A 20,573-nucleotide genomic window follows, 5' to 3' on the forward strand; every position below is an offset into this window, starting at 1 on the left:
AACATGACCACAACAAGGTTGACCATGGCCCAGGCCTTGGTGAAGTTCCTCGATAATCAGTACATCGAAGTCGATGGCGTGCAGAGCAAGTTCGTCGCCGGGATCTTCACGATCTTCGGCCACGGCAACGTGCTCGGCCTGGGCCAGGCCCTGGAACAGGACAGTGGTGACCTGGTGGTGCATCAGGGCCGCAACGAGCAAGGCATGGCCCATGCCGCGATTGGATTTGCCAAGCAGCACCTGCGCCGCAAGATCTACGCCTGCAGCTCTTCGGTGGGGCCAGGCGCGGCCAATATGCTGACGGCTGCTGCCACCGCGACGGCCAACCGCATCCCGTTGCTGTTGTTACCTGGCGATGTGTACGCCAGCCGCCAGCCCGATCCGGTGCTGCAACAGATCGAGCAGTTCCACGACCTCAGCATCAGCACCAATGATGCCTTTCGTGCCGTCAGCAAATACTGGGACCGTATCAACCGCCCTGAGCAATTGATGAGCGCGGCGATCCACGCCATGCGCGTGCTTACCGATCCGGCGGAAACCGGCGCCGTGACCCTGGCCTTGCCGCAAGATGTGCAGGGTGAAGCCTGGGACTATCCAGACTATTTCCTGCAAAAGCGCGTACACCGTATCGACCGTCGCCCGGCCACCGAGGCCATGTTGGGTGATGCCGTGGCCGCCTTCAAAGGCAAGCGCAAGCCGCTGATCATCTGCGGTGGCGGGGTCAAGTACTCCGGTGCCAATGCTGCACTGCAAGCCTTTGCCGAACGTTTTGATATTCCCTTCGCCGAGACCCAGGCGGGCAAGAGCGCGGTCGTGTCCAGCCATCCGCTGAACCTTGGCGGTATCGGTGAGACCGGCTGCCTGGCGGCCAATTTGTTGGCCCCAGAGGCCGACCTTATTATCGGTATTGGTACCCGTTACACCGACTTCACTACCTCATCGAAGTCATTGTTCAAGCATCCCGAGGTGCAGTTTCTCAACCTCAATATCAGCCCGTGCGATGCGCTGAAACTCGATGGCGTGCAGTTGCTGGCGGATGCCAAGGTGGGCCTGGAGGCCTTGTACGATGCCTTGGGCGACTATCGCTCAAGCTGGGGTGACCAGCCACGGGATGCCAAGGCGCAGTTGGATAGCGAAGTCGACCGCATCTACCAGGCTGAATATCAGAGCGAAAACTTCGTTCCGGAAATCAACGACCACATGGACCCGGCCGTGCTGCGCGAATTCATCGAGCTGACCGGCTCCTGCCTGACCCAAAGCCGGGTGCTGGGCGTGCTCAACGAAACCCTGGCTGACGACGCAATCATCGTCGCCGCCGCCGGCAGCCTGCCCGGTGACTTGCAGCGCAGCTGGCGCAGCAAGGGCGTCAACACCTACCACGTCGAATACGGCTATTCGTGCATGGGTTATGAGGTGAACGCCGCCCTGGGCGTGAAGCTGGCTGAGCCTGAGCGTGAGGTCTACGCGTTGGTGGGTGATGGCTCCTACATGATGCTGCACTCGGAACTGGCAACCTCGATCCAGGAGCGCCGCAAGATCAACGTGGTGTTGCTGGACAACATGACCTTCGGCTGCATCAACAACCTGCAGATGGAACACGGCATGGACAGCTTCGGCACCGAGTTCCGGTTTCGCAATCCTGAAAGCGGCAAGCTCGACGGTGGTTTTGTGCCGGTGGATTTCGCCATGAGCGCGGCGGCCTACGGGTGCAAGACGTACAAGGTCAACACGGTGGAGCAACTGCGTGCGGCGTTGGCGGATGCGCGCACGCAAACGGTGTCGACGCTGATTGATATCAAGGTCCTGCCAAAAACCATGATTCATAAATACCTGTCCTGGTGGCGGGTGGGTGTGGCGCAGGTGTCCACCAGCGAACGCACGGATGCGGTGGCCAAACAACTCAATGAACGCCTGGCCAAGGCTCGGCAGTACTAATAACAAGAGGAGTGTTTACATGTCTTTGCTCTCTAATTCGTTGCGGTTAGGCGTTATCGGTACCGGCGCCATCGGCCAGGATCACATCCGTCGTTGCAGCCAGACCCTGCTCAACAGCCAGGTCGTCGCGGTTACCGACATCAACCTTGAGCAGGCCGCCAAGGTCGTCGCCGACTTGAAGCTCACTGCCGAGGTCTACCCCGACGGCCATGCGCTGATCAACTCGCCGCAAGTCGAGGCGATCCTGGTCACCTCCTGGGGCCCGAGCCACGAAGAGTTCGTGCTGGCTGCCATCGCTGCCGGCAAACCAGTGTTCTGTGAGAAGCCCCTGGCGGTGACCGCAGAAGGCTGCCGCAAGATCGTCGAGGCCGAAGTGGCCCACGGCAAGCGCCTGGTTCAGGTGGGTTTTATGCGTCCTTATGACGAAGGCTATCGCGCCTTGAAGGCTGTGATCGACAGCGGCCAGATCGGTGAGCCACTGATGCTGCATTGCGCGCATCGCAACCCGACTGTGGGTGAGAACTATAAGACCGACATGGCGATCACCGACACGCTGATCCATGAGCTGGATGTGTTGCGCTGGTTACTGGCCGATGACTATGTGTCGGTGCAAGTGGTGTTCCCGCGTAAGACCAGTAAAGCCCATGGTCACCTGCGGGACCCGCAGATCGTGTTGTTGGAAACCGCCAAGGGCACACGTATCGATGTGGAAGTCTTCGTGAACTGCCAATACGGCTACGACATCCAGTGCGAAGTGGTGGGGGAGACCGGCATTGCCAAGCTGCCGGAACCGTCCCAGGTGCAGATGCGCAGCGGCGCCAAGCTGTCCAACGCGATTCTGATGGATTGGAAAGACCGGTTTATCGCGGCCTATGACGTTGAGCTGCAAGCGTTCATCGACGGCGTGCGCGCCGGGCAAGTGAGTGGGCCGTCGGCGTGGGATGGGTTTGCGGCGGCGGTGGCGGCGGATGCGTGTATCGAGGCGCAAAACAGTGGGCAGATTGTCAAAGTCGGCCTGCCGGATCGCCCACGCTTCTACGGTTAACCACCTATTCCATTGGAGGAACCCGGTCAGTGTGGGAGCTGGCTTGCCTGCGATGACGGCGGCACATTCAACATCACTGTCGCCTGATACACCGCTATCGCAGGCAAGCCAGCTCCCACAGTTGATCGGGTTTCACCCCCAGATCCGGGAGGCTCCGAAAATGCGCATCGCCCTAGACCCCTACATGTACCGCCACCTGCCCCTGGGCCAGATGGTCGACAAGGTTGCCGAACTCGGCTACCAGCACATCGAACTGTCCCCTCGGGAAGATTTCCTGCCGTTCTACAAGGCGCCGCGCGTCGACCGGGCACGCATCAAGGAGTTTCGCAAAGCCTTGAGCGACACCGGGGTGCAACTCTCATCCTTGCTGCCCATGTACCACTGGGCCGCCGCCGACGAAGGCCTGCGGGTTGCCGCCGTGCGCAACTGGAAACGCGCGATCCAGATCGCCGTGGAAATGGACTGCGAGCTGGTTAACACCGAGTTCACTGGCCAATCGGATAACCCGCTGGTCTGCGAAAACCAGTTCATGCGCTCCATGGACGAGTTGATGCCGGAGTTTGAACGCGAAGGCATCAAGCTGGATATCCAGGCGCATCCCTACGACTTCTGCGAACGCAACAACGAATCGGTGGACATCATTCGCGGCCTGGATCGCGACTGGATCAACTACCTCTACGCCGCGCCCCACACCTTCTTCTATGACGACGGCAAGGGTGACATCGCCTCGATGCTCAAGTACGCCGGCAGCAAGCTGAGCCACTTGATCATCGCCGACACCTACAACCACAAGGCGTCTTCCGGGCTGCGCTACATCGTCAACCCGCCGGGCGTCACCGCCACCGTGCATCAGCATCTGGACATCGGCCAGGGTGAAGTGGACTGGGAGGCGTTTTTCAGCACCCTGCGGGAGATCAAGTTCGACGGCATCGCCACGGTCTCGGTGTTTGCCTGGGAGGATCGGCCAGATGAGTCCAACCGGATGATGCTGGAGCGGGTGACCCGTGAACTCTGCCGGTAGATCGTTCCCACCATTGTGGCGAGGGAGCTTGCTCCCGTTCGACTGCGCAGCAGTCGCATCAAGCGCAACGGAGGTCTGACTGATATACCGCGAGTTCTGGGTTTGGGGGCGCTTCGCACCCCAACGGGAGCAAGCTTCCTCGCCACACTCAATCATGGAGTACCTGTATGCGAATCGGACTGGTTGGATACGGCCACGGTGGCCGTTTTTTTCATGCCCCGCTGATTGCCAGCCTGCCGGGGGCAACCTTCGTCGGCGTGGTGACTCGCTCGCCGGAACGCCGCCAACTGCTGGCGACCGAACACCCTGGGGTCAAGGCGTTCGATAACATCGGCCAGATTGTTGAGGCTGGCATTGATGCCCTGGTGATTTCCACCACCCTGGAAGGGCGTCCGGCATTGGTGCTGGAAGCGATTGAGCACGGTGTGGCGGTGGTCAGTGATAAACCCTTCGCCAGCGATGCTGCCGAAGCGTTCGAGATGATTGCCGCCGCCGAGCGCCAGGGCGTGTTGCTCAGCGTCTATCAGAACCGGCGCTGGGATTCGGACTTCCTGACCCTGCGCAAGCTGATCGACAGCGGTGCCTTGGGCACCATCACTCGCTTTGAATCCCGGGTGGAACGCTACAGCCCGAAATCCGTGGGCAATGCCAGCGGTGGCGGGTTTCTGCGCGACCTCGGCAGCCATCTGGTGGACCAGGCGCTGCAACTGTTCGGCCCGGTGGATCGGGTCTTTGCGCAATTGCATTACACCGCTGAACACCCGGACGTCGACCACGGCTTTTTTGTCTCCTTGACCCACACCAGCGGCGTAATCGCGCACCTGTGGGGCAGCGCTTTGCAAAACAGCCAGGCTCCGCGTTTTCGGGTCAATGGCAGCCTGGGGTGTTACACCGTCGACGGCCTGGACGGCCAGGAAGAAGCCCTGATGGCAGGTCTGACCCCGAAAACCGAGGGTGAGCACTGGGGCGCGGAAGAGCACCGGCGCTGGGGTTGGTTCGAACAAGGCCCGGAGCGTGAGCGGGTGCCGTCGGAAAAAGGCCGCTGGAACCAGTTCTATCAACAGTTGCAAAGTGCTGTGCACGGTGATGGGCCGTTGCCGGTAAACGCTCGTGATGCCCTGGCAACTACCCGGGTACTGGACGCGGCGCGGCTGAGTTCCAAGCGTCAACAAGTGGTGGAAATGGCTGCGATTGAGGTCCATGGAACGAAAATAGAATAAAATTCTAAAATAGGTTGATATGGAAATTATTTTCCAATAAAGTCATTTCCAGGTTGCCCAAAGTGCCGTCCCGACCTGCCATCAAGGCGATTCTGGCGGCTCAACAAAAACAAGATCAAAAACAACCAGGTACCGTCAGATGAAAATCTTCAACGCTGTACTGCGAATTTTACGCCCTGCCCATACGCCACGCGGTCTGCCCCGCGCCCGGCCGTTTTACTTCTCTTTCCTCAATGTGCTGTGCGTCGAAAACAAAGGCGCCCTGGTCTGCTGCATTCCAGGCGCACCGATTGTTCGACTGCCGACGTCGCAAGGCCCGCTCTGACCAACGTAACGTCCAACAAAACCAACAAGAATGTGGAGACAGACCGTTCATGAAGACCCCGATCCGTTTTACCGCGCTGGCCCTGTCCATGATGCTGGCCAGCGGTTTCGCTGCGGCCGCCGATATCAAAGTGGGCGTGAGCATGTCCGCCTTCGATGACACCTTCCTGACCTACCTGCGCGAAGACATGGACAAGCAAGCCAAGTCCTATCCCAAGGGCGATGGCGTGCAGCTGCAGTTTGAAGACGCCCGCGCCGACGTGGTCAAACAACTGAGCCAGGTCGAGAACTTCATCAGCCAGAATGTCGACGCCATTATCGTCAACCCGGTGGACACCGCTTCGACGGCTAACATCATCAAGGCCGCCACCGCTGCGAAAATCCCGCTGGTGTTCGTCAACCGTCGTCCTGACAGCCAGACACTGCCCGCGGGCGTCGCAGCGGTGGTTTCCAATGACGTCGAAGCCGGCAAACTGCAAATGCAGTACATCGCCGAAAAACTCGGCGGCAAGGGCAACATTGTGATCCTGCTGGGTGACCTGGCGAATAACTCCACCACCAACCGTACCAAGGGTGTGAAGGAAGTCCTGGCCAAGTACCCGGGTATCAAGGTCGAGCAAGAGCAGACCGGTATCTGGTTGCGTGACAAGGGCATGACCCTGGTCAACGATTGGTTGACTCAGGGCCGCGACTTCCAGGCGGTGTTGTCGAACAACGATGAGATGGCGATTGGCGCCGCCATGGCGCTGAAATCAGCGGGCAAGAAAGGCGTATTGATTGCGGGTGTCGATGGCACGCCGGACGGCCTGAACGCGATCTCCAAGGGTGACATGACCGTGTCGGCCTTCCAGGATGCCAAGGGCCAGGCGGATAATTCGGTGGAGACGGCGCGCAAGATGGCCAAGAACGAACCCATCGAGCAGAACGTGGTGATCCCGTTCCAGCTGATCACCCCGGACAACGTCAAAGATTTCAAGTAGCCCTTCATAACAACAATAAGCGGGCAGGGTGGCCACGGTCGCCCTGCTGATGGAGTACTCGATATGCTCGCTCAAGCCACTGTCTCGCAGCCTCCCGGCGTCCAGCCCGCGCTGCTGGAAGAACCCTACCTGCTGGAAATCGTCAACATCAGCAAAGGCTTTCCCGGCGTCGTGGCCCTGGCCGATGTGCAACTGCGGGTGCGCCCCGGTTCCGTGCTGGCGCTGATGGGCGAGAACGGTGCGGGCAAGTCGACGCTGATGAAGATCATCGCCGGCATCTACCAGCCTGACACTGGGGAAATCCGCCTGCGTGGCAAGCCGATTGTATTTGAAACGCCGCTGGCGGCGCAGAAGGCTGGGATCGCGATGATCCACCAGGAACTCAACCTGATGCCGCACATGAGCATCGCCGAGAACATCTGGATCGGCCGCGAGCAGCTCAATGGCCTGCACATGGTCAACCACCGGGAAATGCATCGCTGCACCGCGCAACTGCTGGAGCGCCTGCGCATCAACCTCGATCCCGAGGAGCAGGTCGGCAACCTGAGCATCGCCGAGCGGCAGATGGTGGAGATCGCCAAGGCGGTGTCCTATGACTCCGACATCCTGATCATGGACGAACCCACTTCCGCCATTACCGACAAGGAAGTGGCTCACCTGTTTTCGATCATTGCCGACCTGAAATCCCAGGGCAAAGGCATCATCTATATCACCCACAAAATGAATGAAGTGTTTGCCATCGCCGATGAAGTGGCGGTGTTTCGCGACGGCGCCTATATCGGCTTGCAACGCGCCGACAGCATGAACAGCGACAGCCTGATCTCGATGATGGTGGGCCGCGAACTGAGCCAGTTGTTCCCGGTGCGGGAAAAGCCCATCGGCGATTTGCTGCTGTCAGTGCGCGACTTGCGCCTCGATGGGGTGTTCCAGGGCGTGTCCTTTGACCTGCACGCGGGGGAGATCCTGGGCATTGCCGGGCTCATGGGTTCCGGGCGTACCAACGTTGCGGAAACCATCTTTGGCATCACTCCCAGCAGTGGCGGCGAAATCAAGCTTGACGGCCAGACGGTGCGCATCAGTGACCCGCACATGGCTATCGAAAAGGGTTTTGCACTGTTGACCGAGGACCGCAAGCTCAGTGGCCTGTTCCCTTGCCTGTCGGTGCTGGAAAACATGGAGATGGCCGTGCTGCCGCACTATTCGGGCAACGGCTTTATCCAGCAGAAAGCCCTGCGGACCCTGTGCGAAGACATGTGCAAGAAGCTGCGGGTGAAAACCCCGTCCCTTGAACAGTGCATCGATACGTTGTCTGGCGGTAATCAGCAAAAGGCCTTGCTGGCCCGCTGGTTGATGACCAACCCGCGTCTGTTGATTCTGGATGAGCCGACCCGTGGCATCGACGTCGGCGCCAAGGCTGAGATCTACCGGTTGATTTCCTACCTGGCCAGCGAAGGCATGGCCGTGATCATGATTTCTTCGGAGCTGCCGGAAGTCCTGGGCATGAGCGACCGGGTAATGGTGATGCACGAAGGCGACCTGATGGGCACCCTGGACCGCGCCGATGCGACCCAGGAAAAAGTCATGCAACTGGCTTCCGGTATGACGGCGGTCCACTAACGAATAGAAAGCACGGGCCTGCGACAGGGCCTGCGCCACGCGATAAAAAAAGGTGAGTGGTTATGAACGCGATACTGGAAAGCAAACCCGAGGAAAAGAAGTCCGAGGAGAAGAAACCCTCCGCGGCACCGGCCAAGAGCCGTCGACGGCTCCCGACTGAGCTGAGCATTTTCCTGGTGCTGATCGGCATCGGCCTGGTGTTTGAAGTGTTCGGCTGGATCGTGCGCGATCAGAGCTTTTTGATGAACTCCCAGCGTCTGGTGCTGATGATCCTGCAAGTGTCGATCATCGGCCTGCTGGCGATCGGCGTGACCCAGGTGATCATTACCACCGGTATTGACCTGTCCTCAGGCTCGGTGTTGGCGCTGTCGGCAATGATCGCCGCCAGCCTGGCGCAGACCTCCGACTTTTCCCGGGCGGTGTTCCCGTCCCTGACCGACTTGCCGGTGTGGATACCGGTGGCGATGGGGTTGGGTGTCGGGTTGCTGGCGGGGGCGATCAACGGCAGCATCATCGCGGTCACCGGCATTCCACCGTTTATTGCCACCTTGGGCATGATGGTCTCGGCCCGTGGCCTGGCCCGTTATTACACCGAAGGCCAGCCGGTGAGCATGCTGTCGGATTCGTATACCGCCATCGGTCACGGTGCGATGCCGGTGATCATCTTCCTGGTGGTGGCGGTGATCTTCCATATCGCCCTGCGCTACACCAAGTACGGCAAGTACACCTACGCCATCGGTGGCAACATGCAGGCGGCGCGGACCTCGGGGATCAACGTCAAGCGCCACCTGATCATCGTCTACAGCATCGCCGGCTTGCTGGCGGGTCTGGCGGGGGTCGTGGCGTCGGCACGGGCGGCCACCGGGCAGGCGGGGATGGGCATGTCTTATGAGCTGGATGCGATTGCCGCGGCGGTGATCGGCGGTACCAGCCTGGCAGGTGGGGTAGGGCGCATTACCGGCACGGTGATCGGCGCGCTGATCCTCGGGGTGATGGCCAGCGGGTTTACCTTTGTGGGCGTGGATGCGTATATCCAGGACATCATCAAGGGCTTGATCATCGTGGTGGCGGTGGTGATCGACCAGTACCGCAACAAGCGCAAGCTCAAGCGCTGAGCAATAATGTGGGAGCGGCGGTGCGACGATTCGACTTGCTCGCGAAGGCGGTGGATCAGTTGATACATCCTGCGACTGATGCTCCGCCTTCGCGAGCAAGCCCGGCTCCCACATTCGATCTTCGCCAGCCAGATTTAACCGTTTGTCTTCTATATAGCTCCACAACAGTGAATTTCTTGCTATAAACGCACTCCGATGACCGTTCGCCGAGCCCGTCCTGGTGCTTTTGGGGGTTATCTTGGAAAAATTGCCTGTCATTTCAGTTGCTGAGCCCTCAAGTCGGCCTTAGACTGCCGCCCCTCGTAAATTGAGTGCCGGGTGGCGCTTGGAATGGACGGCGCCTTTCCGAGACCTGCAAGGGTCGGCCGGAACGCTCCCTTATTCGCCTTAATGCACGTATTTTTTATAGAGAAATCAATGACAAAGGAAAAGTTGCTGGCCATGCCGGCGGATGACTACATGAATGCCGAGCAGCACGCTTTTTTCGAGCAGTTGTTGCAAGACATGAAAGTGGAACACCACGAGCGCATTGAGCAGAACCGTATCGCCATTGAAAGCCTGGACACCCCGGCTGACCCGGCGGATGCCGCATCTGTTGAAGAAGAGCGCACCTGGCTGGTGAATGCCATCGACCGCGACCAGCGTATGCTGCCGCAACTTGAACAAGCCCTGGGCCGCATCAAGGAAGACTCCTTTGGCTGGTGCGATGACAGCGGCGAGGCTATCGGCCTCAAGCGCCTGCTGATCAGCCCGACCACCAAGTACTGCATCGAAGCGCAAGAGCGCCACGAGCAAATCGACAAGCATCAGCGCCAAGCTTGATGTGATCTTGCAGGAGTGAGGCGCGCGCCCAGTGCTCGCTTTCTCCTGCAATAGATTTCGCTCGCCTGAAGTTCAGGCTATCTAGTCTGGAAAATCGCACAGTAAGCGCACTGCTATCCGAGACTGTCGAAACCTTCGGCGAGTCGACTCACGAGCTATCCCATATCCTCCCTCGATTACGCCCTGTCAGTCGCCGACGAAGATTGTTACGGCTTATGCAATGAAGCTATTCCGGGGATAGCTTTTTCCTACTGGAGGAAACCAGTAGCATGGTGAACATTGTTAGGTAGCTAACTAACTCCCTGGAGAGTCTCCATGCAAAGCAAAGTCGATGTGGCCGTGATGATTGGCAGTGGTGTACCGGCTACCCTGCGTGCGCTGGGCCAGAAAGCCTGTTGGGTGGTGCTGCTCAATGGCGAGCAGCGAGGTACCGCCTTCGCCAGTCGCGATGAGGCCGAAGAGTGCAAGGCTGCCTGGCAGGTGCTGCTTCAAATGGAGCAGTCAGACAGCCTGCATTGAAAGCGGGTGGGGTGGGTGCAGGTGTTGTTCGGTTCGTCGACGGCGATCGCCCAATCGGCATCTAGGACGTCAGCGCCCCGGAGTCGACTGCGGTCTTGAGGGCCTTGGCGGCTTCTTTGGCAGCGGTATCAGCCGCGTCTACGGTTTTGAACCAGCGATCCTTTTCCACCTGGTGAGTCGTGACGGTCGTCAGCGGTGCTTTGGCCCGCATCACAATCACGGCCTGGAACTCACCGTCTACCTCCCTGGCTTCGCCATGGATGAAAAATTCGCCTATATCAAATTCCGTCACGTAAAGCCTTCCCTTGGAGGTAATTGCGCTGATGAAACCTGCCCCACGGAGGGACCGGCGTCAGTGGACGGATGAGTATGGCAGTTGTTGTGCTCGGGTGGCGCAGTAAAGTCATCGATGTGACGAAACGACCACGTTGGCGTTCAACGCGTAGAGAGTGATTTCCAGTTCCTTGGCCAGGGCACAAGCTTGGTTATGGTCACTGCGAAATCCTTTGATTCGGCCACTGGGTACTTCCAGGATATGGAAAAAGTTCTTGCCGGCGGGTATGACTCGATAAAGCGCCGAATGCAGGCACCCGCCTTCGGCGTACAGGTTGTAGAATGGCTTCGGGTTCAGGCTGGATGAGCCCGTAGGGGACAGTGCAGCGTCGCGTTGAAGTTGGAGTAGTGGCATCGTCAGCTCCCGTCGATCAGTCGTGTTGACCCGCTTGCAGTATTTCGAGTGGTTTTGACCCGTGCTGCTGTTTTAGTATTGTCGTCAGCATCCGGCGTCTGGTTCCATTCAATGGATGTCCTTTTGTATAGGCTGTCGGAATTCTTCTTTTTTAAATGGGTTATTCTCTGAAGCAGGTCCACCAGTATTCTCTGGCGGTTGAACCTGTGATTTCCTGCTACGCCTGACGACCTTGCACAAGGTGCGTTGGGCGCGCCTGTACTAGGCTTGCGGTGCAGCGGTGGGGATCTTCTTCAGTTTTTCAGTGTTCTTGTTGTGTGATCGTGCCGAATCGGCCGCTTTTTCGTGCTGCGCGCCTGGGCGGGCAGCACCTTTTTTGATGTGGGGGCGTTTCCTTGGCAGTCAGTAATCTGGATATGCACGCGCTATTTGTGCTGGGCGATTTGCGTGCAAAGTTGGTCAAGCAGTTTCAATCTCGTTACGTCTACATCACTGAACAGACGCCTGAAGGCATTTACATCGCCGAGCTCGATACCGAATCGGCGCTGGTGGTAGACGACAAACAGCATCTGGAACTCAAAGTGGGCGATCATTTCCGCGCCGCCGTACTGCCCAGTCGTGAAGGCGGGAAGTTCGAGCTGAAGTTTCGTGAGATCAAGTTGACGGTGTATGGCTTGGGCGACTACGCCTTTGTTTCCTCGGCCGAAGGCCAGGGCATCGTGTTCAAGGAAGGCCATAGCGTCATGCTGGTATTCGCGGCCAATGAGCAGCTACAGGAAGGCTTGACCAAAACCCTGAAAGCCGTGACCGGCAAGGCCGCCAAATGGCGCAAGGGTGAACTCGTGACCTTCAAGGCCAGCGAGTAATGAGCCTGGACCGGGCCCAGTTTCATCAGCAGCACCTGGCGGATGCCCAGGCCAAGGCAGCCGAGTTGCTTGCCCACAAACCCGAGTTGCAAGGCGCCTGGTTAAGCTGGGTGGCCAGTCAGTTGTATGAGCTTCGTCCCGCCGAGTACGCCAGCATGGTGCGCCGGGAGTTGCAGCGTTTGCACAACCTGCCATAAGAACGGTGGTACACCGTGTTCACCGGAACCTCTACTACAGTTGAGCTGACTTAAGTATTCAGAGGCTTTTGCGGTGTAACAGCAAAGCCGTCCGCTATTGCTGTGTCAAACACGAGGTGTAAAGGCATGAAAGGATTTCGAGCGTTGTTGGCGGCATCACTGACGACCCTGGGGTTGTCGGCGGCTTCACTGCCGGTATCGGCCGCCCAGGCGCCGATTCATTTTGCTGACCTGAACTGGGAAAGTGGCAGCCTGATCACCGAGGTCCTGCGGGTGATCGTCGAAAAGGGCTATGACTTGCCCACCGATACGTTGCCCGGTACCACCATCACCCTGGAAACCGCTCTGGCGAAAAATGACATCCAGGTGATTGGTGAAGAATGGGCAGGTCGCAGCCCGGTGTGGGTCAAGGCCGAGGCCGAAGGCAAAGTGCTGGGCTTGGGGGATATCGTCAAGGGCGCCACCGAAGGCTGGTGGGTTCCGGAATACGTCGTCAAAGGCGATCCGGCCAAAGGTATCAAACCCTTGGCTGCGGATCTGCACAGTGTGACGGACCTGGCGCGGTACAAGGACGTGTTCAAGGATCCGGAAGCGCCGAGCAAGGGCCGCTTCCTCAATAGCCCGATTGGCTGGACTTCGGAAATCGTCAACAAACAGAAACTCAAGGCTTATGGGCTTGACGACAGTTATGTGAATTTTCGCAGTGGCTCGGGCGCCGCGCTGGATGCCGAGATTGCCTCGTCGATCCGCCGTGGCAAGCCGGTCCTGTTCTACTACTGGTCTCCCACACCGCTGATGGGCCGTTACAAGCTGATCCAGTTGCAAGAGCCACCGTTCGACGCCGAAGCCTGGAAAACCCTGACTGACGCCGACAACCCCAACCCGAAACCGACCCGTTCCCTGGCGTCCAAGTTGAGCATCGGGGTGTCAGCGCCGTTCCAGAAGGAGCATCCGCAGATCACCGCATTCTTTGCCAAGGTTGATTTCCCGATCGAACCCCTGAACCAGGCCCTGGCCGAGATGAGCGAAAAGCACACGCCACCGCGCGAGGTGGCGCAGGCGTTTCTCAAGGCTCATCCTGAAGTCTGGAAAGCCTGGCTGACGGACGATGTGGCACAGAAGGTTGAAGCGAGCCTGAAATAACATCCGATCTTACGGACAGCCCTTTCAAGGTTTTTGAAAAGCCAGCCGTATTTGGAGAGCGAACACTGACCTGTGGCGATCCGGCAAGCCCCCTCGCCACACTAACAGTGTTCCAGCATTAGAACTGGGTTTGCACCGCCACCTCAAACGTTCTCGGCGACCCCAAATAATACGCCGGCGACACATGGGCAAACTCGGCATACACCTCATTGGTCAGGTTACGCACGCGGCCGGTCACTGAGGTGTGCTGATCGACCTTGTACTTCAGAAACGTCCCAAACACGGTGTAGGCCGGCACCGTCATCGTGTTGGCATTGTCGGCATACACCGACGCCACATACCGCGCATCCACACCACCTTGCCAGTCCGGTGAGAAGTCATAAGTCAGCCACAGATTGCCGACCCGTTTCGGCACGTTGGTCGGTGTGTTGCCCTTGCGCGACACCACCGCGCCGCTGGCGATCTTCTCATTGAAGTCATCGTACTCGGCATCGACCCAGGCGAAGTTGCCTTCGGCCAGCAGCCTGGGTGTGATCCGCAACGAACTGGCCAGCTCGATACCCTTGGACGTCTGCGCGCCCACCGGAATGCTACGGGTAGGATCCAACGGGTCGGTCACGGCGAAGTCCTTGCGTTCGATCTTGTAGGCCGCGACGGTGGCCGAACCCCGACCATCCAGATAGTCGAACTTGCTGCCCACTTCCCACTGCTTGCCGGTGGACACATCGAACACCTGGGTGGTGCTCGACGGCTGTTCGGCGGCGGTGCTGTATTGCACGTAGACATTGGCTGACGGAATGAACTGATACGTGAGGCCTATCCGCCCGGTAACGGGCTCCCAACTGCGCTTGGCGTGCCGAGGGTTGCTGGCTGTCAACTCGCGGTGGTTGGTCACGTCCAGGTCAATGGCGTCGTAGCGCAGGCCCGTAAGCAACGACAATGTGTCGGTCAGCCCCAGGCGGTTTTCCACGAACAGCGCCTTGGTGGTCACTTCGTTGGTCTTGTCCTGGATAAACCCGGGCTTGGTGTCGGGAAGGTCATAGAAGTGCCCCGGATCATAGCTGTTCGGGTTCACAGTGCTGTTGCCCGGCACGTTCAGCGGGTTGTTGGTGGTGCTGTTGACCTTGTACTCGAAACCACCGGACCAGGTGGTGGCCAGGCCGAAGAAGGTGTCTTCGTGGCGCAGCTCGAACTGGTTGCCGTTCTGCTGGCCTTGATGGCGTACCTGATACGCGGTCGAGCGATTCACCGCGCTGTTGTCGGCGTTGTACTGGTACGTCTCCAGGTTGCGATAGTCGCGTTGGCTGTCCAGGTGATAGAGGGTGTTGCGTAGGCTGGTGCTGTCGTTGATCCGGTAGTCGATGATCGACCGCGCCCAGATCGTGCGCTGCTCGTAGCGGCCGTCGGCGACGTTGTAGTTATTGAAGCGGTTGTGTTTGTCGATCTTCAACTCGCCGGCCTTGGGGTTGAGCACCGGCGTGCCCCAATAGGGGCTGTCTTCGTGTTCGTCCTGGTATTCCAGGGCCAGGGTGTGGGACAGGTCGGGCGTGAAATCGCTGAGCAGCGAAAAGGCCACGCTCCAGGCGTCGCGCTGCTGGCGGTCGATGTAGGTGTGGTTGGTGTTGCGGCTCACATCCAGGCGCGCGTAATGCTGGACCTCGGCGCCAGGCTCGGTCAGGGCATGGTTGAGGCCGAAGGCGATGCCGGCGGTGTCGTAGCTGCCATAGGTGAGCTGGCCCTCGGCGGCTTGTTCTTCACGGGTGGCCAGCTTGGTCACGTAGTTCAACGAGCCGCCGACGGAGCCGGCGCCGTTGATCAGAGAGGAGGGGCCGCCCACCAGTTCCACCCGGTCATAGATCCAGGAATCCACCGGCCGTGCCAGACCTCCGGATACAGCGACGCCGTTGAACATCTGGGTGATCTGGCTGCTGGTGAAACCGCGATAGGAGATAAACCCGCCAAACCCTGGCGGTGCACTGGCGTTGACACCGGGCAGCGTGTTGGCTGCTTCACGGAAAGTCCTGGCGCCATGGCGTTCGATATCGTTGCGGTTGGCGATGCTGATGGACGCCGGAGTTTCCCGCACGTTCAGCCCAAGGCGCGAGGCCATGCCACTGGACTGGTCCAGTGCCAGGCCCGGCTCGGCGGCCTGTTCGCCATCAATCGTGGTGGGCGCCAGCTCAATGGCCCAGGCGCTGACAGGCAGGCAGCCGAACAGGCCTGCCAACAGAGGTAAATGTTTCATCGGTACATCCTGAAAAACGTGGCTTGAAAGCAACGCACAGCCAACCGTACTCCCGAAGGAGACGGTGTTCCGTGCAGATCAGAAAGCGCAGGTATCAGGCGTGGGCGGGTGGCGCGCGCGGGTTGGCCGCGGGCCAGGTGAAGCGGGCAGGAATGTCAGCACTGGCTACGATAGTCGCCGGCGGCGCGTGGGGTTGTGGCAAGACCGCCACGTTGAGACTGGAGTTGAGCGCCGGGCCCATGCCGCCACTGGAACACAGCGGACAGCCGAAGGCCTTGGACAGTGTCGGCAGGGATTCATCGGTGGAGTTGGTCGGGGCCGGCGCCTGGGTGCGCGGGTCCACCGTACAGAACTGGCCGCCGATGCCATTGAGCTGCATCCCGACCATCTGCCCGTGACCAATGCTGCAGGCGAACACATTGAACAGGACGCAGCAGTAAAGCATCCAGGCAATGAGCGAGCGGTCCGTCCGGGCGAGTTTCATGGGGCGGCACTTTACCATCAGTCGCCGACGAATGGCCTGCAAAAAATCTCAGGAGAACTATCCTCTTTCCCACTTTTTCAGGGAAATCCAGCCATGAGCTTTGTTATTGCGCGGTGGATCGTCGCAGCGTTTGCCTTTATCAGCATGGTGCATTTGTACTGGGCAGCAGGTGGCAAGCTGGGGAGCACAGCGGCCATTCCGCAGTTGCCCGGTGAATTCGCCAGAGGCCCACGCCCGGCATTCAAGCCCTCGACGCTGGGCACTTTTCTGGTGGCGGTAGGGCTGGTGCTGATTGCGCTACTGGTGTGCTTACGGGCGGGGTTGTACTTCGAACCGGTTTCCAATGATGCTTTGCAGTGGGGCATCAGTGCAGTTGCCTTGGTGATGTTTGCCAGGGCGATCGGGGATTCGGAGCTGGTGGGTTTTTTCAAGAAAGTGGGCGGGTCGCGGTTTGCGCGGTTGGATACGTTGTTCTATTCGCCGCTGTGTCTGGTATTGGGAGCGGGGTTGTTGGTGGTGGCCTGGGGGTAAGTGGCGGCGGTAAATGTGTACCGCTTTGCTTGAAGACAAAAACCACAAAAACCACATATCCAACAAAACCAACTTGACATCACTGAGACCCCTGGCGTTTATTGGCATACCGGCTGGACCATTTCGCAAATGTCCCAGGATGCTCAATGAAGACTGATCCCTCACTGACCGATATGCCCAGCGTCATCGACGCTGCCGAACGTATTCGCCAGGGTTCATTAACCCCTGTACATCTGGTTGAGCAATGCCTGGCTGCCATCGAAGCCCACAATTGCACATTGCATGCCTTTGGTGATGTCTACGCCGAATCCGCGTTGGACCAAGCGCGCACCTTGGCCGCAGAAGCCAGGGCAGGGCGGTTGCGCGGTCCGCTCCACGGCGTGCCGTTTGGTATCAAGGATCTGTTCTCCACCGCAGGCATGCGCACCACCCGTGGCTCACTGACCGGGCTGGACAATGTGCCCACTCAGGACGCCCCGATCATTCGCCGGCTCAAGGAAGCGGGCGCAATCATCCTCGGCAAAACCGCCACCACCGAGTTCGGCTGGACCGGTGCCAGCACCTCCCGCGTATTTGGTAATGGCCGCAACCCCTGGAACCCACAGCTCACCAGCGGCGGCTCCAGCTCCGGCTCGGCCATTGCCGTGGCGGCGCGGATGGTGCCGGGTAGCCTGGGTTCCGATGGTGGCGGTTCGGTGCGGATTCCTGGTGCATTTTGCGGTGCATTTGCCTTGAAAGGCTCCCTGGGACGCATCCCTACCTGGCCCTGGTCGGCCACCGAGATGCTCAGCCACGCCGGGCCTATCACGCGTACGGTGCGCGACAGCGCCTTGCTGTTCGATATCCTTTCCGGCCCCGATCCCCTGGACCACCAGGCGCTGCCGGCACCGACTGAATCCTATCTGGCCCGTTGCGACCAACCGCTGAAGCCACTCAAAGTGGCGTACTGCCCGACGCTGTTTGATACGCCGGTGGACCCTGTGATTGCGTCCACGGTCGAGGCCGCTGTCCAAAACCTGGCAGAACAACTCCCGGTCACCATCACCCCCTTGACCCTGGACTGGCAAGACCCGTTGTCCACCTTTGAAACCCTGTGGGTGGGCGGGCGTGGCATTGCTTACGGCAAAGCCCTGGCTGATCGCCTGGACCAACTGGACCCCGGCTTTGCCACGCTGATCAAGCGCTCGGCCGATTACGACCTGAGGGATTACCTCAATGCCGTCCAGCAGCGCGCGCTATTTGCCAATCAGGTGCATGCCCTGTTTGCCGATTACGACCTGCTGCTGATGCCAACGCTGCCGATCCTGCCGTTCGCGGCCGACCAGGTTGCCCCAGAGGGCTGGCCCGGCGCAGAGGGCGCTGTGCCTTGGGCCCGTTGGACGCCCTTTACCTACCCGTTCAACATCACCGGCAACCCCGCCGCCAGCCTGCCGTGTGGCTGGAGCCCGAGCGGTTTGCCGATAGGCTTACAGGTGGTCGGCCCACGTTTTGCCGATGCCCTGGTGCTGCAATTCTGCGCAGCCGTTGAAGCCGTTGCACCGTGGGATCAGCACCTTCCACCCTTGCTGAAGCGCTGATTGATTGCCTCGCGGAGTGGGTTCAAAAGAAGCCCGCCCGTTGTAAACGCTTAGTGTTTTTCTGCCCTTTCACACCTTGATCAGTGAGAGGTAACCGTGACCCAACCCATGGCCGTATTGTGTGCCTCGCATCCCGCTGGACCGGCTTTCGCCGCGTTACGTGCTGGGCGCCTCGCACGTCATACAGGTCATCCGAACCTGCCCTGGAACGCGCCATCTATGCTTAACCAGCCCCGCCTCGACGAAATCATGCACCTGCTCACCCAGCACCAGCGCGTCAAGGCGTCGGACCTGGCGCAGGCGTTGTTTGTCTCGGAAGAAACCATCCGCCGCGACTTCAAGTACCTGGAGGACGCCGGCAAGTTGCGGCGCATCCACGGCGGCGCAATCCTGCCCCGACTTAACGTCGAACAACCGCTGCAAGTACGCAGCCGCATCAAGACCCAGGCCAAGACGCGTATCGCTGTGCGTGCCGCGAAACTGGTGACTGAAGGCATGGTGCTGTTTCTCGACACCGGTACCTCGACCCTGGCCGTGGCCCAACAGCTGATCGGTTTCAGCCAACTGCGCATCATCACCAACTCCCTGGACATCGCCCGTGTGATCACCGAGCAAAGCGCCAACCAGGTGCTGGTGGTGCCTGGGGATGTGCGGCGTAATGACAACGCGCTGATCGGCGCACACACCCTGGAATTTGTCCGCCAGTTTCACTACGACATCGCCTTCATGGGCATCGGCGGGGTGGACCTGGAACTGGGTTTCACAGACTACGAGGAGCCTGAGGCGCTGTTGCGCCGTGTGCTGACCAAGCACTCCCTGCGCAGTGTGATCCTGGCCGACGATGCCAAGTTCGGGCATCGCACCTTTATCAACACGCTGACGTTCGACGCGATCACGACCCTGGTCACCAATCGCCCGCTGTCCGCTGATTTTTCGACCCGTCTGGAGCAAGCTCATGTCGATGTCCTTTACCCCTGAACTGCTGGTGCCCAGTGAGCAGGACATCGCGTCATTCGAGGCGTTGTTCCGGCACAGCTCGGCGATTGGCGGGACCCCGGCCGGAGGCTTGCATCGCCTCGCAGCCTCGGCCGAGGACGGTGCCGTACGCGACCTGTTCGCCAACTGGCTCACCGAACGCGGCTTTGAAGTGCGGGTGGATGCCGTGGGCAACATGTTCGGCTTGATCACCTTTAACCCCGATGCACCTTATGTGCTGTGCGGTTCGCACCTGGACAGCCAGCCCAGCGCCGGGCGCTTTGATGGGGTCTACGGGGTGCTGGCCGGTGCGGTGGCGGTGGCCAGCCTGGCGCGTCAATTTCGCGAACGCGGCGAGGTGCCGCCGTGCAATCTGGCCGTGGTGAACTGGACCAACGAGGAAGGCGCACGCTTTCAGCCCAGCCTGATTGGCAGCAGCGTATTCACCGGCGACCTTGCGCTGCAAGAAGCCTGGGCCTGTCGCGACGGTGATGGCATCAGCCTCAAGCAGGCCCTGCAACAGATCGGCTACCTGGGCGCTGGTCGGGTCGAGCTGGAGATCGCCGGCTACGTGGAAATCCACGTCGAGCAGGGCGACGGCCTTGAGCGTGATGGCTTGGCCATTGGTGTGGTCCGCGACACGTGGGCCGCCCTCAAACAACGGATTCGCTTTATCGGTGAGCAAAACCATACCGGGCCCACCCCCATGGTTGCCCGCAAGGATGCCTTGCTGGCCGCCGCCCATGCCATCACCGCCGTACGCGCCGAGGCGGATTTGCATGGACAGCAATTGCACAGTTCTGTGGGTCGCCTGGAGATCTACCCCAATTCGCCCAATGTGGTGCCGTCTCGCGTCACCCTGCATGTGGAGTACCGCTCGCCCGATACCGAGTTACTGGCCGCAGCCGGTGATCGTCTGAACGCCAGCCTCAAGACCGTCGCGGCTGACACATCGACGTCTTACGAGGTGGAAAGCCATGCCCTGCGTGAGCCGACGCACATGCACCATGGTTTCGCGGAACTGGCCTACAGTGTCGGGCAGCAACTGGGATTACCCATTGGCAACAGCGTGACGGTTTCCGGCCATGACGCCATCAGCTTGAATCGGCATTACCCGGTCTGCCTGCTGTTTATTCCCAGCAGCAACGGTGTGTCCCATAACGAAGCGGAGTTCACCAGCGATCAGGACATGCACAACGGTTTGCGCATGTTGACCGCGTTGCTCTATCGCGCCTGTTCAACCCCCAACGCCTACCGCTGAGGTCAGCC

General features: G+C 59.7%; 21 protein-coding genes. 17 read left to right on the top strand and 4 right to left on the bottom strand.

The window, feature by feature from the left end; all coding sequences use genetic code 11:
- The first annotated feature begins 3 nt into the window (after nucleotides 1-3).
- The 10 genes from iolD (at nucleotide 4) to HKK55_RS07645 (ending at nucleotide 10,598) form a co-directional block, all read left to right on the top strand.
- Nucleotides 4-1,935: a 3D-(3,5/4)-trihydroxycyclohexane-1,2-dione acylhydrolase (decyclizing) gene (gene iolD, locus HKK55_RS07600; protein ID WP_169354084.1), complete on the top strand. Its 1,932-nt coding sequence runs from the start codon at nucleotides 4-6 to the stop codon at nucleotides 1,933-1,935.
- A 19-nt stretch (nucleotides 1,936-1,954) separates the two neighbouring features.
- Entirely contained in the window at nucleotides 1,955-2,980 is a 1,026-nt protein-coding gene (locus HKK55_RS07605) for a Gfo/Idh/MocA family protein (RefSeq protein ID WP_169354085.1), read from the top strand.
- A 160-nt stretch (nucleotides 2,981-3,140) separates the two neighbouring features.
- Nucleotides 3,141-4,001: a sugar phosphate isomerase/epimerase family protein gene (locus HKK55_RS07610; RefSeq protein WP_169354086.1), complete on the top strand. Its 861-nt coding sequence runs from the start codon at nucleotides 3,141-3,143 to the stop codon at nucleotides 3,999-4,001.
- 167 nt (nucleotides 4,002-4,168) lie between these two features.
- Nucleotides 4,169-5,221, top strand: coding sequence for a Gfo/Idh/MocA family protein (locus tag HKK55_RS07615; protein ID WP_169354087.1), 1,053 nt, complete (start codon nucleotides 4,169-4,171; stop codon nucleotides 5,219-5,221).
- A 139-nt stretch (nucleotides 5,222-5,360) separates the two neighbouring features.
- Nucleotides 5,361-5,546, top strand: coding sequence for a hypothetical protein (locus HKK55_RS07620; RefSeq protein ID WP_155586303.1), 186 nt, complete (start codon nucleotides 5,361-5,363; stop codon nucleotides 5,544-5,546).
- Between the two features lie 49 nt (nucleotides 5,547-5,595).
- Entirely contained in the window at nucleotides 5,596-6,525 is a 930-nt protein-coding gene (locus tag HKK55_RS07625; RefSeq protein WP_169354088.1) for a sugar ABC transporter substrate-binding protein, read from the top strand.
- A 63-nt stretch (nucleotides 6,526-6,588) separates the two neighbouring features.
- On the top strand, nucleotides 6,589-8,142 hold the full coding sequence (locus HKK55_RS07630; RefSeq protein ID WP_169354089.1) for a sugar ABC transporter ATP-binding protein: 1,554 nt from the start codon (nucleotides 6,589-6,591) through the stop codon (nucleotides 8,140-8,142).
- A 62-nt stretch (nucleotides 8,143-8,204) separates the two neighbouring features.
- Entirely contained in the window at nucleotides 8,205-9,257 is a 1,053-nt protein-coding gene (locus tag HKK55_RS07635; protein WP_169354090.1) for an ABC transporter permease, read from the top strand.
- A 417-nt stretch (nucleotides 9,258-9,674) separates the two neighbouring features.
- Nucleotides 9,675-10,079 carry a TraR/DksA C4-type zinc finger protein gene (locus tag HKK55_RS07640; RefSeq protein WP_169354091.1) on the top strand — a complete coding sequence of 135 codons (405 nt, stop codon included), beginning with the start codon at nucleotides 9,675-9,677 and terminating at the stop codon, nucleotides 10,077-10,079.
- 315 nt (nucleotides 10,080-10,394) lie between these two features.
- Nucleotides 10,395-10,598, top strand: coding sequence for a hypothetical protein (locus HKK55_RS07645; RefSeq protein WP_169354092.1), 204 nt, complete (start codon nucleotides 10,395-10,397; stop codon nucleotides 10,596-10,598).
- A 61-nt stretch (nucleotides 10,599-10,659) separates the two neighbouring features.
- Here the strand turns inward: HKK55_RS07645 and HKK55_RS07650 are convergent, their stop codons facing one another.
- Together HKK55_RS07650 and HKK55_RS07655 are read right to left on the bottom strand one after the other, a co-directional pair.
- Nucleotides 10,660-10,890 (bottom strand): hypothetical protein, encoded by a 231-nt coding sequence (locus HKK55_RS07650; protein WP_169354093.1) that lies wholly within the window; start codon nucleotides 10,888-10,890, stop codon nucleotides 10,660-10,662.
- 111 nt (nucleotides 10,891-11,001) lie between these two features.
- Nucleotides 11,002-11,286 carry a hypothetical protein gene (locus HKK55_RS07655; RefSeq protein ID WP_237151324.1) on the bottom strand — a complete coding sequence of 95 codons (285 nt, stop codon included), beginning with the start codon at nucleotides 11,284-11,286 and terminating at the stop codon, nucleotides 11,002-11,004.
- Nucleotides 11,287-11,702: 416 nt separating this feature from the next.
- On the opposite strand from HKK55_RS07655, the gene HKK55_RS07660 reads away from it, so the two are divergent.
- The 3 genes from HKK55_RS07660 to HKK55_RS07670 all read left to right on the top strand — a co-directional run bounded on the left by HKK55_RS07660 (nucleotide 11,703) and on the right by HKK55_RS07670 (nucleotide 13,492).
- Complete coding sequence (locus HKK55_RS07660) at nucleotides 11,703-12,152, top strand: hypothetical protein (RefSeq protein ID WP_178128871.1); 450 nt, start codon at nucleotides 11,703-11,705, stop codon at nucleotides 12,150-12,152.
- Nucleotides 12,152-12,349: a hypothetical protein gene (locus tag HKK55_RS07665; RefSeq protein WP_169354095.1), complete on the top strand. Its 198-nt coding sequence runs from the start codon at nucleotides 12,152-12,154 to the stop codon at nucleotides 12,347-12,349. Before HKK55_RS07660 ends, HKK55_RS07665 begins: the two co-directional genes overlap by 1 nt.
- A gap of 126 nt (nucleotides 12,350-12,475) precedes the next feature.
- On the top strand, nucleotides 12,476-13,492 hold the full coding sequence (locus HKK55_RS07670) for an ABC transporter substrate-binding protein (protein ID WP_169354096.1): 1,017 nt from the start codon (nucleotides 12,476-12,478) through the stop codon (nucleotides 13,490-13,492).
- Between the two features lie 118 nt (nucleotides 13,493-13,610).
- Here HKK55_RS07670 and HKK55_RS07675 read toward each other — a convergent pair whose 3' ends face one another.
- Together HKK55_RS07675 and HKK55_RS07680 are read right to left on the bottom strand one after the other, a co-directional pair.
- Nucleotides 13,611-15,737 carry a TonB-dependent siderophore receptor gene (locus tag HKK55_RS07675; RefSeq protein WP_169354097.1) on the bottom strand — a complete coding sequence of 709 codons (2,127 nt, stop codon included), beginning with the start codon at nucleotides 15,735-15,737 and terminating at the stop codon, nucleotides 13,611-13,613.
- Between the two features lie 94 nt (nucleotides 15,738-15,831).
- Complete coding sequence (locus HKK55_RS07680; protein WP_169354098.1) at nucleotides 15,832-16,221, bottom strand: DUF2946 domain-containing protein; 390 nt, start codon at nucleotides 16,219-16,221, stop codon at nucleotides 15,832-15,834.
- Between the two features lie 93 nt (nucleotides 16,222-16,314).
- Between HKK55_RS07680 and HKK55_RS07685 the strand changes: the two genes are divergently transcribed.
- The 4 genes from HKK55_RS07685 to HKK55_RS07700 all read left to right on the top strand — a co-directional run bounded on the left by HKK55_RS07685 (nucleotide 16,315) and on the right by HKK55_RS07700 (nucleotide 20,565).
- Nucleotides 16,315-16,752: a DUF3995 domain-containing protein gene (locus tag HKK55_RS07685; protein ID WP_169354099.1), complete on the top strand. Its 438-nt coding sequence runs from the start codon at nucleotides 16,315-16,317 to the stop codon at nucleotides 16,750-16,752.
- Nucleotides 16,753-16,898: 146 nt separating this feature from the next.
- On the top strand, nucleotides 16,899-18,329 hold the full coding sequence (locus tag HKK55_RS07690) for an amidase (RefSeq protein WP_237151325.1): 1,431 nt from the start codon (nucleotides 16,899-16,901) through the stop codon (nucleotides 18,327-18,329).
- A gap of 219 nt (nucleotides 18,330-18,548) precedes the next feature.
- Nucleotides 18,549-19,307: a DeoR/GlpR family DNA-binding transcription regulator gene (locus HKK55_RS07695; protein ID WP_169354100.1), complete on the top strand. Its 759-nt coding sequence runs from the start codon at nucleotides 18,549-18,551 to the stop codon at nucleotides 19,305-19,307.
- Nucleotides 19,285-20,565, top strand: a complete 1,281-nt coding sequence (locus tag HKK55_RS07700) for a Zn-dependent hydrolase (protein WP_169354101.1) — start codon at nucleotides 19,285-19,287, stop codon at nucleotides 20,563-20,565. Before HKK55_RS07695 ends, HKK55_RS07700 begins: the two co-directional genes overlap by 23 nt.
- Nucleotides 20,566-20,573 lie beyond the last annotated feature (8 nt).

The sequence above is a fragment of the Pseudomonas sp. ADAK18 genome (assembly GCF_012935695.1).
Lineage (GTDB): Bacteria > Pseudomonadota > Gammaproteobacteria > Pseudomonadales > Pseudomonadaceae > Aquipseudomonas.